The organism is Maribacter polysiphoniae (genome assembly GCF_003148665.1).
Lineage (GTDB): Bacteria > Bacteroidota > Bacteroidia > Flavobacteriales > Flavobacteriaceae > Maribacter_A > Maribacter_A polysiphoniae.
In genome coordinates this window covers 240,629-261,285 of sequence record NZ_QGGQ01000001.1, presented here as the reverse complement: position 1 = coordinate 261,285, position 20,657 = coordinate 240,629, and the positions used below count along the sequence as shown (strand labels likewise).

At 38.5% G+C, this 20,657-nt stretch carries 17 protein-coding genes; 10 read left to right on the top strand and 7 right to left on the bottom strand.

Going from position 1 to position 20,657, the window contains the following annotated elements; translation table 11 throughout:
* Positions 1-28 precede the first annotated feature (28 nt).
* Positions 29-1,534, bottom strand: coding sequence for a glutamate--tRNA ligase (gene gltX, locus LX92_RS01145; protein ID WP_109648441.1), 1,506 nt, complete (start codon positions 1,532-1,534; stop codon positions 29-31).
* Positions 1,535-1,686: 152 nt separating this feature from the next.
* Here gltX and LX92_RS01140 point away from each other — a divergent pair, with 152 nt between their 5' ends.
* The 6 genes from LX92_RS01140 (at position 1,687) to LX92_RS01115 (ending at position 9,722) form a co-directional block, all read left to right on the top strand.
* The gene (locus LX92_RS01140) at positions 1,687-5,103 is read left to right on the top strand and encodes a hypothetical protein (RefSeq protein WP_109648440.1); all 3,417 of its coding nucleotides are present in this window, start codon (positions 1,687-1,689) and stop codon (positions 5,101-5,103) included.
* A complete protein-coding gene (gene ybeY, locus LX92_RS01135) occupies positions 5,096-5,518 on the top strand; it encodes an rRNA maturation RNase YbeY (RefSeq protein WP_109648439.1) in 423 nt (140 codons plus the stop codon). The genes LX92_RS01140 and ybeY overlap by 8 nt, the downstream gene beginning before the upstream one ends.
* A gap of 4 nt (positions 5,519-5,522) precedes the next feature.
* A complete protein-coding gene (mnmG, locus tag LX92_RS01130) occupies positions 5,523-7,391 on the top strand; it encodes a tRNA uridine-5-carboxymethylaminomethyl(34) synthesis enzyme MnmG (protein ID WP_109648438.1) in 1,869 nt (622 codons plus the stop codon).
* A gap of 145 nt (positions 7,392-7,536) precedes the next feature.
* The gene (locus LX92_RS01125; RefSeq protein WP_109648437.1) at positions 7,537-8,097 is read left to right on the top strand and encodes a hypothetical protein; all 561 of its coding nucleotides are present in this window, start codon (positions 7,537-7,539) and stop codon (positions 8,095-8,097) included.
* Positions 8,075-8,902 (top strand): class I SAM-dependent methyltransferase, encoded by an 828-nt coding sequence (locus tag LX92_RS01120; RefSeq protein WP_109648436.1) that lies wholly within the window; start codon positions 8,075-8,077, stop codon positions 8,900-8,902. The genes LX92_RS01125 and LX92_RS01120 overlap by 23 nt, the downstream gene beginning before the upstream one ends.
* Before the next feature lie 313 nt (positions 8,903-9,215).
* The gene (locus LX92_RS01115; protein ID WP_109649025.1) at positions 9,216-9,722 is read left to right on the top strand and encodes an OmpH family outer membrane protein; all 507 of its coding nucleotides are present in this window, start codon (positions 9,216-9,218) and stop codon (positions 9,720-9,722) included.
* Between the two features lie 55 nt (positions 9,723-9,777).
* Here LX92_RS01115 and LX92_RS01110 read toward each other — a convergent pair whose 3' ends face one another.
* Positions 9,778-10,176: a DoxX family membrane protein gene (locus LX92_RS01110; protein WP_190263527.1), complete on the bottom strand. Its 399-nt coding sequence runs from the start codon at positions 10,174-10,176 to the stop codon at positions 9,778-9,780.
* Between the two features lie 11 nt (positions 10,177-10,187).
* Positions 10,188-11,363: a DNA polymerase III subunit gene (locus LX92_RS01105; protein ID WP_109648435.1), complete on the bottom strand. Its 1,176-nt coding sequence runs from the start codon at positions 11,361-11,363 to the stop codon at positions 10,188-10,190.
* 136 nt (positions 11,364-11,499) lie between these two features.
* On the opposite strand from LX92_RS01105, the gene LX92_RS01100 reads away from it, so the two are divergent.
* From LX92_RS01100 to LX92_RS01090, 3 genes are all read left to right on the top strand, one after another.
* Positions 11,500-12,693, top strand: a complete 1,194-nt coding sequence (locus LX92_RS01100) for a phosphoglycerate kinase (protein WP_109648434.1) — start codon at positions 11,500-11,502, stop codon at positions 12,691-12,693.
* A gap of 114 nt (positions 12,694-12,807) precedes the next feature.
* Entirely contained in the window at positions 12,808-14,451 is a 1,644-nt protein-coding gene (locus tag LX92_RS01095; protein ID WP_109648433.1) for a LysM peptidoglycan-binding domain-containing protein, read from the top strand.
* A 12-nt stretch (positions 14,452-14,463) separates the two neighbouring features.
* Positions 14,464-15,450: a DUF4837 family protein gene (locus LX92_RS01090; RefSeq protein WP_109648432.1), complete on the top strand. Its 987-nt coding sequence runs from the start codon at positions 14,464-14,466 to the stop codon at positions 15,448-15,450.
* Between the two features lie 68 nt (positions 15,451-15,518).
* Here the strand turns inward: LX92_RS01090 and LX92_RS22960 are convergent, their stop codons facing one another.
* The 4 genes from LX92_RS22960 to LX92_RS01080 all read right to left on the bottom strand — a co-directional run bounded on the left by LX92_RS22960 (position 15,519) and on the right by LX92_RS01080 (position 19,297).
* Positions 15,519-15,695, bottom strand: a complete 177-nt coding sequence (locus LX92_RS22960; protein ID WP_188245151.1) for a DUF6747 family protein — start codon at positions 15,693-15,695, stop codon at positions 15,519-15,521.
* A gap of 239 nt (positions 15,696-15,934) precedes the next feature.
* Positions 15,935-16,105 (bottom strand): DUF6747 family protein, encoded by a 171-nt coding sequence (locus LX92_RS22365; protein ID WP_170117773.1) that lies wholly within the window; start codon positions 16,103-16,105, stop codon positions 15,935-15,937.
* A 190-nt stretch (positions 16,106-16,295) separates the two neighbouring features.
* Positions 16,296-18,770, bottom strand: a complete 2,475-nt coding sequence (locus LX92_RS01085; protein WP_109648431.1) for an OmpA family protein — start codon at positions 18,768-18,770, stop codon at positions 16,296-16,298.
* Positions 18,771-19,111: 341 nt separating this feature from the next.
* Positions 19,112-19,297, bottom strand: a complete 186-nt coding sequence (locus LX92_RS01080; protein ID WP_109648430.1) for a Sec-independent protein translocase subunit TatA/TatB — start codon at positions 19,295-19,297, stop codon at positions 19,112-19,114.
* Between the two features lie 490 nt (positions 19,298-19,787).
* Between LX92_RS01080 and LX92_RS01075 the strand changes: the two genes are divergently transcribed.
* Positions 19,788-20,657, top strand: coding sequence for a M23 family metallopeptidase (locus LX92_RS01075; protein WP_109648429.1), 870 nt, complete (start codon positions 19,788-19,790; stop codon positions 20,655-20,657).

The window sequence follows — 20,657 nt, the reverse complement described above, 5'->3', positions numbered from 1 at the left end:
CAGTATCGATTTTATTAGGGGCACCAAGTTATAAGGTACTAAGTGCCTTTTCGATACGACCAATGCTATTGTCTTTACCGATCATCGAAAGGATATCGAATAAATGTGGGCCTTTCATAGCACCGACAATTATTAAACGTAAAGGGGGCATTACTTTTCCGAAAGATAATTCCTTATCAGTAATCCATTGTTTCACGGTATTTTCGACATTTTCAGATGAAAAATCGGATATACTTTCGAGCACGGTTATAAGATCTGCCATGAGTTTGGGAGTATCTTCTTTCCATTGTTTACGAACCGCTTTTTCTTCGTATGTTTTCGGAGCTTCAAAGAAATAGTCACTTAATTCCCAAAAATCGGAAACGAAATTCGCGCGTTCCTTGATTAAGCATACTACCTTTTCAAGGTAATCCAAATGTACAAGCTCCTCGGAAATGCCCCGTTCAATTAATTCTGGCTGAAATAAGGAGGCCAATTCACTATCTGGTTTCTGTTGTAGGTATTGGTGATTATACCATTTGGTTTTATCGGGGTCGAAACGGGCTCCTGATTTATGTACACGCTCAAGACTGAATTGGTCTATAAGTTCTTGTAGGTTGAATAGTTCTTGTTCGGTACCGGGATTCCAACCCAGTAGGGCCAAAAAGTTGACTACGGATTCCGGAAAATATCCGGCTTCACGGTAACCTACGGAATCATTCCATGATAAAGGGAAGACGGGAAAACCGAGCTTGTCCCCATCTCGCTTACTTAATTTTCCTTTGCCGACCGGTTTCATGATTAGGGGTAAATGGGCAAATTGGGGTGTTTCCCAATTAAAGGAGGTGTAAAGCATTTGGTGTAAAGCCAAAGAAGGTAACCACTCCTCTCCACGAATGACATGGGTAATTTTCATTAAATGATCATCTACGATATTGGCTAAATGATACGTGGGCATACCATCACTTTTGAATAAAACCTTATCATCCAGGATATTCGTATCAATCTCAATGTCTCCCCTAATGATGTCGGTTAAGTGCAACTTTTGGTCTTGGGGGGTCAAAAAACGGATTACGTAGTCCTCCCCAGCGTCTAATCTTGCTTTGGTTTGATCTGGAGTGAGCGACAAAGAATTGGTCAGTTTCAGTCTATTGTGCCAATTATATATGAAGGTCTTTCCCTTGGCTTCGTGATCTTTACGATGGCCGTCTAATTCCTCAGAAGTGTCAAACGCGTAATAGGCGTGACCCTTGGATATTAATTCCTCAGCGTATTCCTTATATATATGTTTACGTTCACTTTGGCGATAGGGTCCAAAACCACCGTTCTTACCTGGACCTTCATCATAGGGTAAACCACACCATTCCAAAGCTTCTATAATATATTTTTCAGCACCTTCAACATACCTTGTCTGATCGGTATCCTCTATTCGAAGAATGAAGTCACCTTTTAATCGTTTGGCGAAAAGATAATTGAATAATGCGGTCCTTACTCCACCAATATGTAATGGTCCTGTTGGACTGGGGGCAAATCTAACTCTGACTTTTGAACTCATCGACTGGTTTATTTTTGAGCAAAGATAAGTCAATACCTCGAAGCACCCAAGGGGGTTAATCTACTGAATACATTATGTTTTATGGCCTTTTAACAAGAATTTGATGCACAAATACAAGATATAAATTATCTTGGCTTAAAATTAATTGGATTTTGCAGGCCTATAATGACATATTGGATAAGTTAAATGATTTCTCTAAGAAGTATTATACCAAGGAGTTGATCAAAGGAGTTCTTCTTTTTGTGGTCATGGGTGTTTTATTTTTGTTGATGGTCTTGGGTGTCGAATATTTCCTTTGGTTGAATTCCACCGGACGTGCGATACTATTTTTCTGTTTTTTGATTTTGACGGGTTTTTTATTTTACCGGTTTATTTTTGTTCCTATACTTTATATTTTTAGAATTAAAAGGGGAATAACGAGCAAAGAGGCTTCTCGTTTAATAGGGAAACATTTTCCTAATGTTGCAGATAAGTTATTGAATCTTTTGGATTTGGAAGAGGATAAAAACCAATCGGAATTATTACTGGCAAGTATAGAACAGAGATCTAAAGTTTTAAAACCGGTTCCTTTTACACAAGCAATAGATTTCAAGGAGAATTTAAAGTATATAAAGTATTTTGGAGTACCCTTGTTCTTGGTGGGATTGATTTATTTAAGTGGTAATTGGGGTTCTTTTTTCAGTACGTATACCAGGGTGGTAAATTATGATTTGGCTTATGCCCCACCAGCTCCATTTTCCTTTGAACTTATAACAAGGGACCTTAATGTTTTGGAAGATAAATCGTATACGATTAAGGTCACTACCCAAGGGGATGTACGTCCAGATGCTGTATTTATTAGGATAAATGGAAAGGAGCTTATTCTTCAGGAAGATAATAATGAATTCCAACATACCTTTTCACCTCCATTGGAAAGTTGTGATTTTCAATTTTTTTCCGGTGATGTAGCCTCGGAGATGTATCATTTAAATGTGTTAAAGACACCCAAAATCCAAAATTTTCAAGTTAGGTTCAAGTACCCGGCATATTTATATCTTCAGGATGAGGTTCTTAAAAGTACCGGGAATGCAATAGTACCGGAAGGAACCTTGGCGACATGGAAGATCATCGGGAATAATACGGAGGAAGTACACATGATCGATAAAGATACCGTTTGGAATTTCAGTGGTTCCCCTGAAGGTTTTATGTTGTCCAATCATATCTATAATACTTATGAGTATGAAATTACATCTTCCAATAAGAATGTTACCGATTACGAAAAATTAAGTTTTGTCCTGACCGTTAAAAAGGATACTTATCCTAAAATTAAAGTAGAGCAGGTTTTGGATAGCTTGAATCCGAATCAATCGTATTTCGTTGGTGAATCCTCCGATGATTATGGACTCAATCGTGTTGAGGTGGTTTGGTTTGAAAAAGGGAAGGATCAATCTTCACAAAGTTTGATTCTTAGCAAACCGAAAACTAATTTCCACCAGTTTTATTATACTTTTCCTTCTGGTTTGGATTTAAAGGAAAATGTGGACTATCAATATTTTTTTAGGGTTGTTGACAATGATGCCATTCATGGGGGTAAGATGGTTTCAAGTAACGTTTTTGAATCCCGTTTGTTGAATCAGTCAGAATTGGAAAAGAAAGCACTTGAAGATCAAGAGGCCATTATTAAGAATATGGACCGAACCTTGGATAAGTTGGAGGAACAGGATAAAGTACTCGAAAGAATTAACAAAGTACAAAAGGAAAAGAATATCCTGAATTTCAATGATCAAAATGAAATCAGGGATTTTTTAAATAAGCAGGAACAACAAGAGCAATTGATGCAGAAGTTCAGTGATCAGTTAAAAGATAATTTACAGAAGTCTTCTGATAATAATGAACGTAATAAACTGCTTCAAGAACGTTTGGAACGCCAGGAATTGGAAGCCAAAAAGAATGAGCGGTTGTTGGAGGAGCTTAAAAAGATTGCAGATAAAATAGATAAGGAGGAACTCAGTCGACGATTGGAGGAATTGGGTAAAAAACAACAGAATGGCAAACGCAATCTTGAACAGTTGTTGGAACTAACCAAAAGATATTATGTAACTGAAAAAGCGGCTCAGTTAGCTAGTGATCTTAATAAATTGGCAGAAAAACAAGAAACGTTATCTGAGGAGGAAAGGGAATTACCATTACAACAAAAAAGTCAGGAGGAATTGAATGAAGGGTTTGAAGAGGTGATGGATGAATTGGAAGAACTTCAAAAGGATAATGAAAATTTGAAGAAACCTTTGTCATTTGATATTGATAAAGAAAAGGAGAAATCCATCAAAGAAGACCAACAAGATGCACTAAAAGAAATCGAAAAGCAAGCGGGAAGTGGGGATGATAAAGCTTCCGATCCTCAAAAAGACAATGATATTAAGAACAAACAAAAATCGGCTGCTCAAAAAATGAAAGAAATGTCCGAAAAGTTAAGCGCTTCCACATCCGAATCCGGAGATGGTTCTACCATTACGGAGGATGCCGAAATGCTTAGACAAATTCTGGATAATCTGGTTATATTTTCTTTTAAACAAGAAAAGTTGTTTGATGTGTTGGAAGAATCGGATCTTGAAATTGCCGATTTTTCAGGTACCATCAAAAAGCAGCATGAGTTAAGAAGGCTCTTTGAACATATTGATGATAGTTTGTTTTCATTGTCGTTGCGAAGAGCAGAGTTATCTGAATATGTTAATGAACAGATCACTGAAGTATATTATAATATTGATAAGTCTTTGGAGAGTATTGCTGAAAACCAGATGTATCAAGGTGTATCCTATCAAAAGTATGTATTGAATGCAAGTAATGGTTTAGCGGATTTTCTTGCCAATATTTTGGATAACATGCAACAAAGTATGATGCCTAGTTCAGGATCGGGAAAAGGGGAAAAGGGCTTTCAATTACCGGATATTATTAAAGGCCAAGGTAGTTTAAAGGAAAAGTTAAATGGCTTAGGCGATTCTAAGGGATCTAAACCGAATGCTGGAGAGAAAGGAAAAGGTGAACAAGGGGAAGATGGTGATTCCGGGAATAATGGTATAGGTGATGGAAATGGGAAGGGAGACACACAGGAAAATAATAAAGGTTCTGGTGCCAATGGCAAGGGGCCGGATAGTGGTTCGGGAATGAGTGAATCCGATTTAAAGGAAATCTATGAGATTTATAAGGAACAGCAAATCCTAAGACAGGAATTAGGAAAGCAGTTAAATGACATGATCAATAATGATGATCGAAAATTAGGAGAAAAGTTGTTGAAACAAATGGAGGATTTTGAGAATGACCTGATAGAAAATGGTGTTACCAATAGGGCACTAAACAAAATCAATAACATTGAACACGAATTGTTGAAATTGGAGGATGCTGCGCTTACGAAGGGAAAAAAATCTGAAAGGAAAAGTAATTCTAATCTAGATACTTTCAAAAACCCCATATTAAGTCGGCCTAGTATACTGGACAATTATAGGAACGACACCGAAATATTAAATAGACAAGCATTACCTTTGCGCCAAAATTTTCAAATTAAGGTTAAGGAATATTTCGAAAAGGATGATTAATATTTTCTATGAAACGAATTTTAAGTTAGAATCAGCACCCAAGTATATCCATTGGATAAATAGGGTGATAGAAACTGAGTCTTTTGAGGTAGGGGATATTAATTATATTTTCTGTGATGACGAGTACTTATTAAACGTAAATCAGCAATATTTATATCACGATACATATACTGATATTATCACCTTTGATTATAGAAATGGAGATATCATTAGCGCTGATATTTTTATTTCCATAGAACGTGTTAGAGAGAATGCCGATTCTTTTAAGGGGTCTTTTAAAATGGAATTATTGCGTGTTATGTCCCATGGTCTTTTACACATCATGGATTATAATGATAAGAATGAAGAGGATATAAAGATGATGCGGACTAAGGAAGAAGAAAAAATTAAATTGTTCCACGTGGAACAAATGTAAAGTTATGTTTGGAGAAGTATATGATGTTATAGTTGTAGGAGGTGGTCACGCCGGGGCGGAGGCTGCTGCAGCTGCTGCGAATATGGGTTCTAAAACCTTATTGGCTACGATGAACCTACAAACCATTGGACAAATGTCTTGTAATCCTGCTATGGGCGGAATTGCTAAGGGACAAATTGTTCGGGAGATAGATGCCTTAGGAGGATATAGTGGAATCATTTCTGACAAGTCCGCCATACAGTTTAAAATGCTTAACAAATCCAAAGGTCCTGCAATGTGGAGCCCTAGGGTACAAAGTGACCGAATGCGTTTTGCAGAAGAATGGCGATTGGCTTTGGAACGTACTCCAAATGTTGATTTCTATCAGGAGATGATTCAAGGCTTGTTGTTGGAAGGGAACAAAGTGGTTGGGGTTAAGACTTCCTTGGGTATTGATATTCGAGGTAAAGCTGTGGTGTTGACCAATGGTACTTTCTTAAACGGCTTAATCCATATCGGGGACAAACAATTTGGCGGTGGTCGGGCCGGGGAAAAGGCGGCTACGGGAATAACCGAACAACTTACGAAATTAGGTTTTGAAAGTGGTCGAATGAAAACAGGTACACCACCCAGGGTTGATGGTCGCTCTTTGGATTATTCCAAAATGATTGTCCAACCTGGGGATGCCATTCCAGAGAAATTTTCTTATTTGGACACACCTGTGCTTACAGAACAACGGGATTGTTATATGAGTCATACGAGTACCTTGGTTCATGATCTATTGAAGGAAGGCTTTGATCGCTCTCCGATGTTCAATGGTCGAATTAAAAGTATTGGACCTCGTTATTGTCCGTCTATTGAGGATAAGATCAATCGATTTGCCGATAAGGACAGTCATCAATTATTTGTAGAACCTGAGGGTTGGGATACGGTTGAGGTTTATGTCAATGGTTTCTCCACATCGCTTCCAGAAGATGTGCAATTTAAAGCACTTCGGTCAGTTGTAGGTTTTGAAAAAGTGAAATTCTTTAGACCAGGGTATGCCATAGAATACGATTACTTTCCACCCACCCAATTGAAGCATACCTTAGAAACAAAACTTGTCGAAAATTTGTATTTCGCGGGACAGATCAATGGCACTACGGGATATGAAGAGGCAGCCTCCCAGGGTTTGATGGCAGGTATAAATGCACACTTAAAATTAAACGAAAAAGAGCCATTTATTTTAAAAAGGGATGAGGCTTATATTGGAGTCCTTATCGATGATTTGATTACAAAGGGAACGGAAGAACCATATCGGATGTTTACTTCTAGAGCGGAATATAGGACTCTTTTGCGCCAGGATAATGCTGATTTACGTTTAACGCCGAAGAGTTATGCCATAGGTTTGGCTTCTGAAGATCGTTTAAAACGTAGGGAAGAAAAGGAACGTAGATCTGCTGCATTGGTTTCTTTCTTTAAGAAAACCAGTGTGATTCCAGAGGATATTAATCCTATTTTGGACCGTGTTAATTCATCCTTGGTTAAGCAATCAGATAAAATGTTCAAAGTTTTTTCCAGGCCAAATGTTACTATGGAGCATATGATGGAATTAAAATCTGTTTCTGATTATGTAGCCGAGAATGATTTGGGAAGGGAAGAAATGGAGCAGGCTGAAATCCAAATTAAGTATGCTGGATATATTGAGAAGGAAAAGAACAATGCGGATAAATTGCATCGCCTGGAGAATGTCAAAATCCCTGATAATTTCGATTACAGGAAATTGAAATCGCTCTCCTTTGAAGCGCGGGAAAAATTGGAGGCCATTAGGCCTGTTACCATCTCACAAGCCTCGCGCATTAGTGGAGTCTCTCCGTCGGATATCAGTGTGCTTTTGGTGTATATGGGAAGGTGAGCACAAATTGTTCCACGTGGAACAATTAAAGATTTAAATAGAATCACCTAGTCCATTTTATTGTTTGTGTTGTTGTTTTCCTGGTCAGGCCAACGATTGGAATGGCTTGATTTTTGATAGGTCTAGAGGTAATCAAAACATTGAAATGAGAATTGTTTTTTCTGGAGTATTGCTTGTTTTGTTTTTTACTTCATGCATCCCTTTACGAATTGCGCCTGATATTGATGATTACAGAATTACCCGTGGTAAGTCTTTCCAAAGAACATTGCCAAAAAGGGAAATGTTTGTTTTCGAGGACCCCAAGGAAGCCAATGGGTTCTATAATTTTGTGGACACCAAGTTTGCATTGGATAATGAAAATGTTTATGATGATGTTCCTTTTGCCATTGAGGGGGAACAGTACTTTTTTTCATTTTATGAAGTGGAAATTTCGGATAAAGCCTTGAACCTTTTTCCTGTGGTAATGGATGTGTTTGTAAATGCCGCTTTGGGCAATGATGACATGGATTCCATCTTTTCGGATGAGGACAATACCGTTTCAAGAAAGGGTCATTGGTATATTGCGATAGAGGTTTACAGTGATTTGGAAAAGGATTGTTTACATATCGATTCGCTTTCACGTGAAATGGTTTTAAAGTATCTTCGAGATCTTAAAAACGAATATTTGTCTACGCACAATTATAATGAAACCATATTTAAAAACTAAGGATTATTCTGTTACGGGGGAGGATTTTGAACTTGTTCATGATTCCGTGTTGCAGATGTTGTCTACCCAACCACAGCCCAAAAATTTGGACGTGTATTATAAAAGTGAAAACTATATTTCACATACTGATGCCAAAGAAACCGTAGTGGAAAAACTTTATCAACGGGTAAAAAAGTACAGCCTTCATAAAAAGGTGGCACTTATAGAAAAGTACAGTAGTGGAAATAGAACCTTATTGGATGTTGGTGCAGGGACCGGTGATTTTCTTTTAAAGGCCCAAAAAAACAATTGGCACGTTGAAGGTGTGGAGCCCAACCTGGATGCCCGGAATAGGGCAGCGGAAAAAGGGGTGGAATTGAATTCCGATTTGGATGCTGTTTTGGAAAAGAATTATGGGGTGGTTACCCTTTGGCATGTTTTAGAGCATTTGCCAAATCTGGAGGAACAGATCAAAAATTTGGTTTCGGTACTTTCCGAAGATGGAACACTTGTTGTCGCTGTCCCTAATTTCAAATCCTATGATGCGCAACACTATAAAGAATTCTGGGCGGCTTATGATGTACCAAGACACCTTTGGCATTTTTCCAAAATGTCCATTGAAAAGTTATTTGGCAAACAAGGTATGAAAGTCGTTCAGGTGAAGCCCATGCTTTTTGATTCCTTTTATGTTTCATTGCTTTCTGAAAAATATAAAACGGGAAACCAAAATTATGTGAGGGCGTTTGCGGTTGGATTGTGGTCCAATTTAAAAGCCTTGGGTAGCCGGGAGTATTCTTCCCATATTTATATCCTTAAAAGGCAATAAAACTTATTTTAAGGCTTTTTGGCAGCGCTTTTAGACACAAGGGTGTTACTGGGTGTTCGATTTTGTTTATTGCGCTGTACGCTTGTTTTAGAGGGTCAAAACCAATAGAGTTTATAAATCAAAACAACATAAATCCATAGATATAACTTATACAATAAAAATTGAAGGATGGTGCACATTTTTGAAGGCTAAATACATGGGGTGCGATAAATTCACAAATTATATAATTAAAGTAAAAGTTCTAAAAAGCTTTCCTATTTTTGCCCAATTCAAAAAACCAACCTTTTTTAAGCGGGAATTTAAATTATACAAAATGAAAAAATTAGTAATGGCAGCTGTGGTATTGATAATGGTATCTTGCCAACAAGAGAAAATTGGATTTGTCGATAATGTCAAGTTGATGGAAGACTACCAGGAGAAAACCGATATTGAGGCCAAATACAAAAACAAATTGGAAGCTTTCGGTAAAAAGAAAGATAGTATTACCCAAGCATTTCAATTGGAGGCACAAGCATTTCAAGTAAAGGCACAAAAAATGTCACAGCAAAAAGCCCAAGAGGAGTATGGTGTTTTTCAACAAAAAGGGCAGTTCATTGGGCAACAACTTCAACAAGAAGAACAACAACTACAAATGGCAGGTCAAACCGATATGGACAGTTTGGTAACCAAGGTCAAAGAAGAGATCAGGGCTTATGGTGAAGCCAATTCATATTCCTATATTCTTGGCGGCGGTGACGGCGGTAGTGTATTGTACGGAAAGGATGCCAATGATCTTACTGAGGAAATCACAAAGATCCTTAACGACAAGTATAAAAAATAAATTGTTTGATATTTATTTCTAGGAACCCTGACTGTGTAGTCGGGGTTTTTTTGTTTTAGGACTGAAGTAAGTAAACCAGGAATATGGTAGGCATAAAGTAGATGACAATCGTTCTTGCACCGTCATAATCCTTGGCCACACGTTGTCCGAAAAGTAACATCAGTAATACGATACAGGATAGGATCGCTCCGTAGAAAGCAAATTCACTTTCTCCGATGGTAGCGAACTGATAGATGCCCATAAAACATAGGATGCCCACGACAACTTCCAATACCAATATAATACCTAACAGCAAAGGCACAACATTCTTTAAAGGGGTTTTTTCAAAATGGCCCTTTAACCACGATAGGTTGCCGGACCAATCCGTTAGCTTGTCAAGTCCACTTTGAATAAAGGTTATTACCAAAAACAATAAGAGAAGTATTTCCGTGATGTTGTGCAGTAGTAGTTTCATTTACAAATTGTTCAAGATGGGTTCTGGTCCAGATAAGGTGATGCTTTGATATGTAACAACCGGGTCAATTTAATCGAAAGATCCGTTAGTATTATTTTCGAGTTCCCGTTACGTTCAATATGGTAGATGGCTTCTTCCAACTCAGCAACCAATGGCAAAATATTATTCTCATGTACAAAAGGAGCGAATTTTTCCAATTTAAATCCATCTATATGCATACGCATAAAAGCCAATTCCTTAACATTGAAATTTATGAGCATGGCCTGACGCATCACCGTTATACAATAATGTAGGAATTTCTTTTGGGTTTCCCTGCCGGTCTTTGCAACTTCCTCGGCCCAAAGGATCAGTTCGTGGATAACAGCTTTGTTGCCCCGGGCTTTAAAAGCACTTCGTACCCATTGTACAAACCATTTTTCAAAGACCAAATCCTCGGAATCCCTATTCATTAAATCCAAGGCCTTGTTAAAATTTCCATTGGCCTCATTCGCTAGGAGTAACGCTTCCTCCCGTAATAAACCCTTGGCTTCCAGTCCTTTGGCAATGGCTTCTTCGCTCAAAGGCGGAAAATTCAAAATCTGGCATCGCGATTTAATGGTCTGTATGATCTGTTCCTCATTTTGGGCGATCAAAAGGAAAACCGTTTTGTCTGGAGGCTCCTCAATAAGTTTTAAAAGTTTATTCGCCGTCGCGGTATTCATTTTTTCGGCCATCCAGATCAACATCACCTTATAACCTCCCTCATACGATTTTAAGGAAAGTTTTTTGACAATGTCAAAAGCCTCATCGACACCGATTTGCCCCTGTTTTTTTTCAATACCGATCAATCGGTACCAATCGAAAAGATTCCCATAAGGTTGTTCCTTGATGAATTTTCGCCATTCCTCCATGTAGTGGTTACTAACGGCATGGCTTTTTACCTTGTCAGAATTCGCCACGGGAAAGGCAAAATGCATGTCAGGGTGGGAAAAGGAATCACACTTGGTGTTACATACTTGATTTTGCCCATTGTTCTCCCCATTTTGGTTACCGCAAATAATATATTGGGCATAAGCTATGGCCATTGGCAAGGTGCCAGATCCTTCTGGTCCTATAAACAATTGGGCATGCGGAATACGACCCGCATTGGCACTTGAGGCCAAATGGTTCTTAATATGGGTCAGGCCTAAAATTTCTTTGAACAGCATGGTTCAAAGATAGATCTTTTGTCCAAGTAATTAAATGCATCGAAACACATGAAATTATGGTGCCCTATTTTTTTAAGAACCTTATAAATCTTTACATTTGCATTTCATTTTAAGCACACTACTAAAGCATACTACCATGAAGACGATTGACGATTTTAATTTTGACCAGAAAAAAGCATTGATACGAGTTGATTTCAACGTCCCATTGGATGCGGAATTCAATGTAACCGATACGAATAGGATTGAAGCCGCAAAACCAACAATAATCAAGATATTGGAAGATGGTGGTAGTGCGGTATTAATGAGTCATTTGGGCAGACCCAAAGGTCAACCTAACGACGCCATGTCCCTAAAACATATCTGTGGAAAGGTTTCCGAGATTATCGGGGTACAAGTAAAATTCGTTGATGATTGCGTTGGTTCGAAAGCCGAAGAGGCAGTTGCCGAATTAAAAGGGGGGGAAGTCCTTCTTTTGGAAAACCTTCGTTTTCATAGTGAGGAAACATCGGGAGATGTGGAGTTTGCAAAACAGTTGTCAAAACTAGGTGATATTTATGTCAACGATGCTTTCGGAACAGCACATAGGGCACATGCATCTACAACGATAGTTGCCCAATTCTTTCCAGGTCTAAAATGCTTCGGGTATTTGTTGGCCAAAGAAATAATATCTATCGAGAAGGTGATGCGCACCGGGGAGAAACCTGTATTGGCCATTCTTGGTGGTGCTAAGGTATCCTCTAAAATAACCATTATAGAGAACATCCTTGACAAGGTAGATCACCTTATCATAGGTGGTGGTATGACCTATACTTTTGTTAAGGCACAAGGTGGTACGATTGGGGATTCAATTTGTGAGGATGACAAAATGGATTTGGCATTGAGCATCTTGGAACAAGCCAAGGCTAAAGGGGTACAAGTTCATATTCCTGTTGATGTATTGGCTGCGAACGACTTCAGCAATGATGCCGATACACAGGTAGTGGATGTAGATAAGATCCCTGATGGTTGGCAAGGGTTGGATGCCGGTCCAAAGACACTTGAAATCTTCAAGGAGGTAATTTTGAAGAGTAAAACGATCTTATGGAATGGTCCTGTGGGCGTCTTTGAGATGGAGAAATTCGCGAAGGGTACCATCAGTGTCGGTAACTTTATCGATGAAGCGACCCAAAATGGGGCATTTTCCCTTGTAGGGGGAGGTGATTCCGTGGCTGCGGTCAAGCAATTTGGTTTCCAGGATAAAGTGAGTTATGTTTCAACCGGAGGAGGGGCCATGTTAGAAAGCCTTGAGGGAAAAACATTGCCCGGAATCGCTGCAATATTAGAGGATTAAAGGCGTTATCGATAAACGGGACTCTGGTAGGATTCGATACTTTAAGGTTTTAAATTTTATTCTTTCAGAAAAAAATGCGATTTTCGTTAGTTCCCTATAACTAAAGAATGTCCTATGTATTCATATAAATTTTTGTGGTTGAACCTGTTTTTGGTTGTTTTTATGAATATTTCGGTATTCTCCCAAGAAGCGAACCACACTTCGGAAGAACAAGCTAAAATCGTTGAGGCCAAGGATATTCCCTTGGATTCACTTGCCAAGGATATGGAAGGGGTAGAACAAATGGAACCCCTCAAAACATCCAATGCGATTCACGATAATAGCTTACCGGTTGTTACGATAGGAGACAAGAAGTCCTATGATTTAAAGGATCTTGACATTGCAGCCAAGTACGATAGCCTTTGGATGAAGGAGTTGTACGAAAGTGCCGCGCTTTTTGATGAAATGTACGAAATGGTATCCGAATTGGATACGACCACGGTTGTTGAAAATACCCTTAATACAGATACCCTTAAATTGCGATTGGAAAGGTTGAACCAAAAAACACCTTTCAATGTTGCCTACAATCCATCTTTGGAGAATGTGATCAAATCATTCCTGGTTCGTAAGCGAGGATTTATAGAACGGATGTTGACGGCGAGCCAATTTTATTTTCCCATGTTCGAGGAACAGTTGGATAAATATGACATTCCATTGGAAATGAAATATTTGGCCATTGTGGAATCGGCATTGAATCCAAGAGCAAGATCCCGTGTAGGAGCAACAGGGCTATGGCAGTTCATGTACGGTACAGGTAAAATGTACAAACTGGATGTAAACAGCTATGTCGATGAACGCAGCGACCCTATTAAATCCACTGAGGCAGCTTGTAAATACTTATCCAAACTCTATGGTATTTTCGAAGATTGGGATTTGGCATTGGCAGCCTATAATTCAGGACCCGGTAATGTAAACAAGGCCATTCGAAGGTCTGGGGGATATAAGAACTATTGGAACATCCGTAGAAACCTTCCACGTGAAACCGCGGGTTATGTCCCTGCTTTTTTGGCCACGATGTATTTGTTGGAATATGCTGATGAACATGGTTTAAAGGCCAAAAAAGTGGATCGGAACTATTTTGAGACGGATACCGTACATGTTAAAAGTTTGATTTCTTTTGACCAAATCTCGGAATTGGTAGGTATTGGCGTGGAGGAATTGAAAGTATTGAACCCCTCCTATAAACTGAATATCATTCCTTATGTGGAAGGAAAGGAATATACCCTTAGGTTACCAAGGGCGGATATGGGTAAATTCGTGGCGAATGAAGAGGCCATTTATGCCCATGTGAAAGAGCAGCTTAAAAGCCAGGAATCCCCCTTGCCACAGTTGGTAAAGGCTGATGACCGTATACGGTATAAGGTACGTAGTGGGGATTATTTGGGGAAAATAGCAGCGCGTTATGGTGTTGGTGTTAGCCAGATCAAGCGGTGGAACGGTTTAAGGAGCAATAACCTTAGGATTGGCCAACGTTTGACCATATTCACACGGAATCCTGTAATTGCTTCGAAAAGCGCTTCTAAAGGCGCTAAAACAGTTGCCAGCACGTCAAAGGTACCGGCATCGAAAATACATACGGTGAAAAGTGGTGATTCATTATGGACCATTTCACAAAAATATCCAGGAATTAGTATCGAAAATTTACGAGAATGGAACGGTATTAGTGGTAACAATCTAAAACCTGGCACGAAATTGAAATTGTGCAATTGTTCATCGTAAACAAAAAATCCCATGAAACACTTTAAGTTATTGTTCGCCCTTTTTTTTGTAATGATTATTTCCTGCAAAGAGAGCGGTACTAAAAATTACTTACCTAGCTCTATTGGAGCGTATAACTCATTGATAGTTGTAATTGACAATCAGACATGGAAGTCAAAGGTCGGTGACAAGGTAAGGGAGTATTTTGCCGCATCGTCCTTGGGTTTGACAATGGATGAACCTATATTTTCCATTACACAGATTCCACCCGAAGTATTTTCAGGCTCCGTACGAAATAGTAGAAACGTGCTCTATGTGCAAAAAGACACCTTGAACCTCGCGCACGTCAAAAGCAATATGTATTCCCAACCCCAGAAAGTAGCGGTTATCAAGGGAACAACCGATGATGAGATTATAGAGAATATAGAGGAGAAAGCCCCGGAATTCATTCGTACATTCAAAGAACTCGAACTAAAAGAGGCACAACAGCGCTTTTTAAAGTCTTTGAATAAGGAAAAGGACTTACAGGATAAGTTTGGTGTAAACCTGAATATACCTTCGGTCTACAAGGTAGTAAAGTCTGAGGATAATTTTGTATGGTACGAAAGGCAGATTCAAAAAGGCACGATGAACATAATAGCCTATACGATGCCTTGGAATAGTTTTTCTGTCGATTCCACTTTTGTGAAGGATATTGTCCGTATGCGTGATTCTATTGGCAGCCTTTATATTCCCGGACCTGATGTTCCTGGTAAAAGGACCCATATGCGCACTGAACCGGCATTCTCCCCTTCGGTATTTCCTTCTGAAATTGCAGGAAACAAGGCTGCGGAGGTACGGGGTCTATGGGATATTAAAAACTATCCTATGGCCGGACCGTTCATAACCTATATCGTAAACGATAAAGAGCACAATCGGAAAATGGTGGTAGAAGGTTTCACTTTTGCTCCATCTACGGAGAAACGCGATTCCATGTTCGAGCTCGAAGCCATCATGAAAACATTGCGATTCAAGGAATAACCTAACGGTTAAAATCAAAAAGCCCTGAAACGTTAAGTTTCAGGGCTTTTTTGTTTGATATCGGTTCCTTATAAATTGCTAAAACTAAATCCTGTGGATACCCTAAATACAAATGCATAAATTGCAAGTACGATTAAAGCAAAACAGAACCAGGAAAAAACCTTAAAATATTTTTTAAAAAACAGACTACTCCAGTTTCTAAATGCCTCAAAATAAATCTCCTTCAAAAGTAATAATTTGTTCATACGCCCATTGGTTTTTATTAGTGAATGGCGCTAAAGTCCCTATTTAGGACTAAGGAATAAAAAAAAAGGGCTGAAATACCCTTTTATTAGATGAGGAATAAAACCAAATTATGTTCTTCCCATGAACGGTAAATATTAACGTTAAATGACCTCTGTATAATTTTAGGCTTATTTACGTAAATAAAAAAAATGCGCCCTTATGAGCGCATTTCCATGGTTGGTTGGTTGGATATGCCAATTTAATCGAAAGCGAAGCCTGTAGACACCCTAAATATGAATGCGTATAGCATTACAATGTAACTGGCGATACAGAACCAGGAAAAGGCCTTGAAATAAGATTTGAGTAGGGCATGTCCTAAATTCCGAAAGGCTTCCAAATAAATCTCTTTAATTAATAATACGTTTTTCATGTGGGTTGGTTTTAGGTTAAACAAAAGTGTTTGGTTCTATATACAACAGATAATCAGTTTATTAAGTATCATTTAGGGCTGGTTTTGTTGTAAATGGCACTTAGATTGTTGTGTATGTCGTGGTAGGGTATAAAAAAACCGTGAACTGGTAAGGATTCACGGTTTGGAAAATTTCTGATTGGGGGTAGGTCTACATAGCTACAATAATGAATTCGGATCTACGGTTAAGTAAATGGGAGGCTTCAGTACACCTCACCGTACCGTCGCATTCATTGATCAATTTTTCTTCTCCATATCCAATGGCACTTTGTATCCTACTGGCATCTATTCCTTTGGATATGATATAGTCCCTTGTTGATTTGGCACGTTTATCGGACAGATACTTGTTATAGGCCCGCTTACCTCTGGAGTCGGTATGTGATTCGATTTTAATTACCATTTTAGGATATTCGGTCATCACCTGTACCAATTTATCAAGTTCTTTGGCCGATTCGGATTTTATATAGGACTTGTCGAAATCAAAATAAATCATTTCGGTTTTCAACTTACGAATACCATCTTCGACAGCGATCATTTCCTTTAATCGGCGCATGGCAACTTCAGTATTGACCATTTGGTTTTCCTCGGTGGAAACCGCAACTGTTTCTTCGAAGTAATCATTGGCTGTTACTTTTATAGTGTACTTGGTATTTCCTTCAAGATCTTCAAACAAGAAACTGCCATCCTCATTCGCGACCATTTCTTTTAGTTTAATGTTATTCTCATCGAGCAAGGTCACCAATGTTTTTGGCATTACATCCCCTGTTACCAGTTCGGTGATTACCCCTGCTATTGCATTCAGATTTTCAGGAACTTCCTCGATTTTCAATCTTTTAAAGGAATATAGGTCATCATCCCCTTTACCGCCCATTCTGTTGGAGGCAAAGAATCCTTTTTGGTTCTCTTCATTAATGATATAGGAAAAATCATCCTTTTTACTATTGATCGGTTGACCTAAATTCTTTGCTTCCATGAAACCACCCTCGTCATCAATAGCTGCCTCAAAAATATCCAATCCGCCAAGACTGACATGGCCATCCGAGGAGAAATATAATTTTTCGTTGCTGATGAAAGGAAACATTTCCTTTCTTTCAGTATTTATGCCAGGCCCTAGATTTCTGGGCTCTGAAAACTGGCCTCCTTTGAGTACATCGACCACGAAAATATCGGTTTGGCCTATACTTCCAGGCATATCCGACACAAAATATAGTTTTTTGCCATCAGGACTTAAAGCAGGGTGACCTGTGGAATAATTATCGCTATTGAAGGGCACCTCGGTAGCTGTTGTCCATTCCCCATCGATTTTCTTCGATCTATATATTTTTAAGTGGTTTACACCTTTATTGTCCCTTTTCAGTTTCTTACCATAATTATTACGGGTAAAGTACATGGTTTCATTATCAGGGGAGAAAGTAACGGTCGCTTCATGATACTTTGTGTTGACCGCTTTTGAAAATTTCAGGGCATCCTTGAGCTCCTGTGATTCTTCATTCAATTTAGCCACATATAGGTCTAAATAGGGCTGATTGTTCCATTTGTACTTTCTAGTTGTAAAAATGGAAGTATCGTTCGCAGAGGAATAAACCAATTGTCCCTCGTTGTGGAACATGGGACCGAATTCTGAATATTTGGAGTTTATGGCCAAATTCTGAATATCGAATTCCTGTTTTGTATTCCTTAATTCATCTAAGATGACTTCGTTGGGTAAGGCCTTTTGGCTTGTCGCATCGGCCATGGTCGCATTGGGGTCCTTCATCTTACGATTATATAACCTCATTAGTCGTTTAGAACGGGCATATTTCCCTGTCCCTTTTAACGAGTGTGCATACTTGAAGATATTATCAGCGGACATTTCTTTACCATATTTTTCATACAAAATGTTGTACCAGTGATAGGCTTTTTCCATATCTGTATTAAAATAGTGGGCATCTCCTGCTTTTTGGATAATTTCAAAAGAATAGTATTTTTCTCCCTTGCTTAAAGCCTGTTCGTATAATTCAGCCGCTTCTGCATACCACATTTTATCAAAATAACTATCTGCCTTTTGAATTAACTTACTCTTGTTTATGGGGTCTGAGTGAGACTCATTATCAGCGGGTTTTTGACTTTCCAATAAGGCATAGGTTACATCCTCCATAGGAATTGGCGCATTGCTTTCGATAGGGGTTGACGAGGCACTATTTAGGATCCATATGGATTTGTTGTAATGTCCCTCCAAGTTTGACGTACAGGCGTCAATTGCGGGTTTCCAATCGGTATAATGGGCTAGATAAACATAATTGAGGTTATTCTCGGGATTGTGGATATACCCTGAATCATATCCCTTGTTCTTATTCTTTTTTACCACCTTTTTGGCATTTCTGTTTTTTGAATAAACACCGGCAATAATATAGTACCCGTCCTTTATGTTTAAATGGGTTAGTTTCCGATGGGGAATATCATTTTTTTCCGCAGCTTCCTCAAAAAGCGTGGAATTGTTTGACGTGGTGCTTTCTACTGTGCTAATTGAAGATGCTAGATCACCGTATTCTTGAATCGTTTTTGTTGAAGGAGCGGTCTGTGCCCCGACATTAGAACAAAAAAGCAGCAAGAAGGGAATAACTAGGATGTTTATATTGAATTTCATGTGGGCAAAAACTATAGTTCGTCTTGATTAGTCTGGTTGTAATCGAATCCAATGATGGATTAGTGACCGAAACTAGGCGTTCTTGGCCTTACCTAATATTTTTTGTTGTGAAAGGAGGGATTTTTGTCGTGTATTGATGCTTTTCGTCGATAGCCATCTAATATTTAGGCATTTAAAATGGTGTATAATGGCAGTTGGTGGGGTAATTCGGTTCTAATCAGGAGGTAGCCAAGGAACTATTGTTTTGCCATGGAGTTAGAAAATACCCTTAAGTATTTTGCTGGGTTTGGAGCAAAAAAAACACCCATACAAGGGTGTTTTAAATTATAATGTCGAAAAGTTTACTTTTCGGTGTTTTCCTCAATCTTGTCATCTTCCTTGGAAGCATCCTTAAATTCCTTTATACCACTTCCCAGTCCTCGCATAAGTTCTGGAATTTTTTTCCCGCCAAATAAAAGAAGAACGGCAAAAACAACAATTGCTATTTGCCATGGGCCGATTGCCAAAAATATATGTAAAGCTGTCATAATATATGATTTTATGGAAAACAAATGTACTAAAAACTTATTAGTTTGCTGTTAAAATTAACGTAAGGGGCATTTTTTTATTCCTAAATACGTGCTTTATAAAGATTAATAAAATAAAAACTTTGCCAATGAGGCATTTTAAGGTGGTGAATGGTAATCAAACCTATATTATACCAATTAGTATTAAATCTGTCGTAAACGAGTGTTATACCATAGTATTATTGGCAGTTCGCGGCGATTGACTTTTTGTTAGGGAATAATTAAGTTGGAAAAATATGGCAGGGATAATCTTGGTTAAATTTGATATTCGATCACGAATAACCGGTAAATATCTAAGGTACCCCACCTAAAACTTTCAAAGTGAAATGTTAAGCGTATAAACCAACAATGATAAATTAACGTATTTAGAGGGAGTTTTTGCCCTATCTTGTTCAATTATAAATTTTAAAGATGGTCATAAAATTAAATTCTAAGTTTATCTTTGTGAACAATGGCTAAAAAAGTAAAAAAGAGAAAGGCTATCAAAAGAAAGCTACTGCATAAGTATCGCTTGGTGATTCTTAATGAAAGTACATTTGAGGAAAAAATAAGTTTTAAGTTAAGTCGGTTAAACGTATTTGTTTCGGGTTCCCTTTTTATTATAGGTTTAATTGGCTTTACGATATTATTGATTGCCTTCACGCCACTTCGGGAATACATTCCAGGATATTCATCCACGAAATTAAAGAGACAGGCTACAGAACTTACCTATAAAACGGACTCTTTGGTCAACGTCTTAAATTATACCAATAAGTATTTAGATAATATCAGAAAGGTACTTAGAGGTGATATAGAAAACAATGAGATCAATAGGGATTCTTTGTTCGAACAATTTAAATTAGATCCTTCCAGTGTTGATCTTCATCCGATTAAGGAAGATTCCCTACTACGGGCTGAGGTAGCCTTGGAAGACAAGTATAACTTATTCGAAACAAATAGCGATAAATCCAGTTTGGTGCTGTTTCCTCCTTTAAGTGGATCAATTTCAGATTCTTTTGACAGGGAGAAGAAGCATTTCGCGGTTGATATCGTCGCTCCTAAGGATAGCCCTATAAAAGCCGTGGCCAGTGGAATCGTCATTTTTTCGGAATGGACTGCGGAAACCGGATATGTCATTATTTTGGAACATAAAGACGGACTTCTTAGTGTTTATAAACACAATGGTTCATTGAGCAAGGTGCAGGGTGATATCGTTCGGGCAGGGGAGGTTATCGCTTCCGTTGGCAATACGGGGGAATTTACCACAGGGCCCCATTTGCATTTTGAATTATGGGATAATGGAAATCCAGTAAATCCACTTGATTTTATAGATTTTAAATAA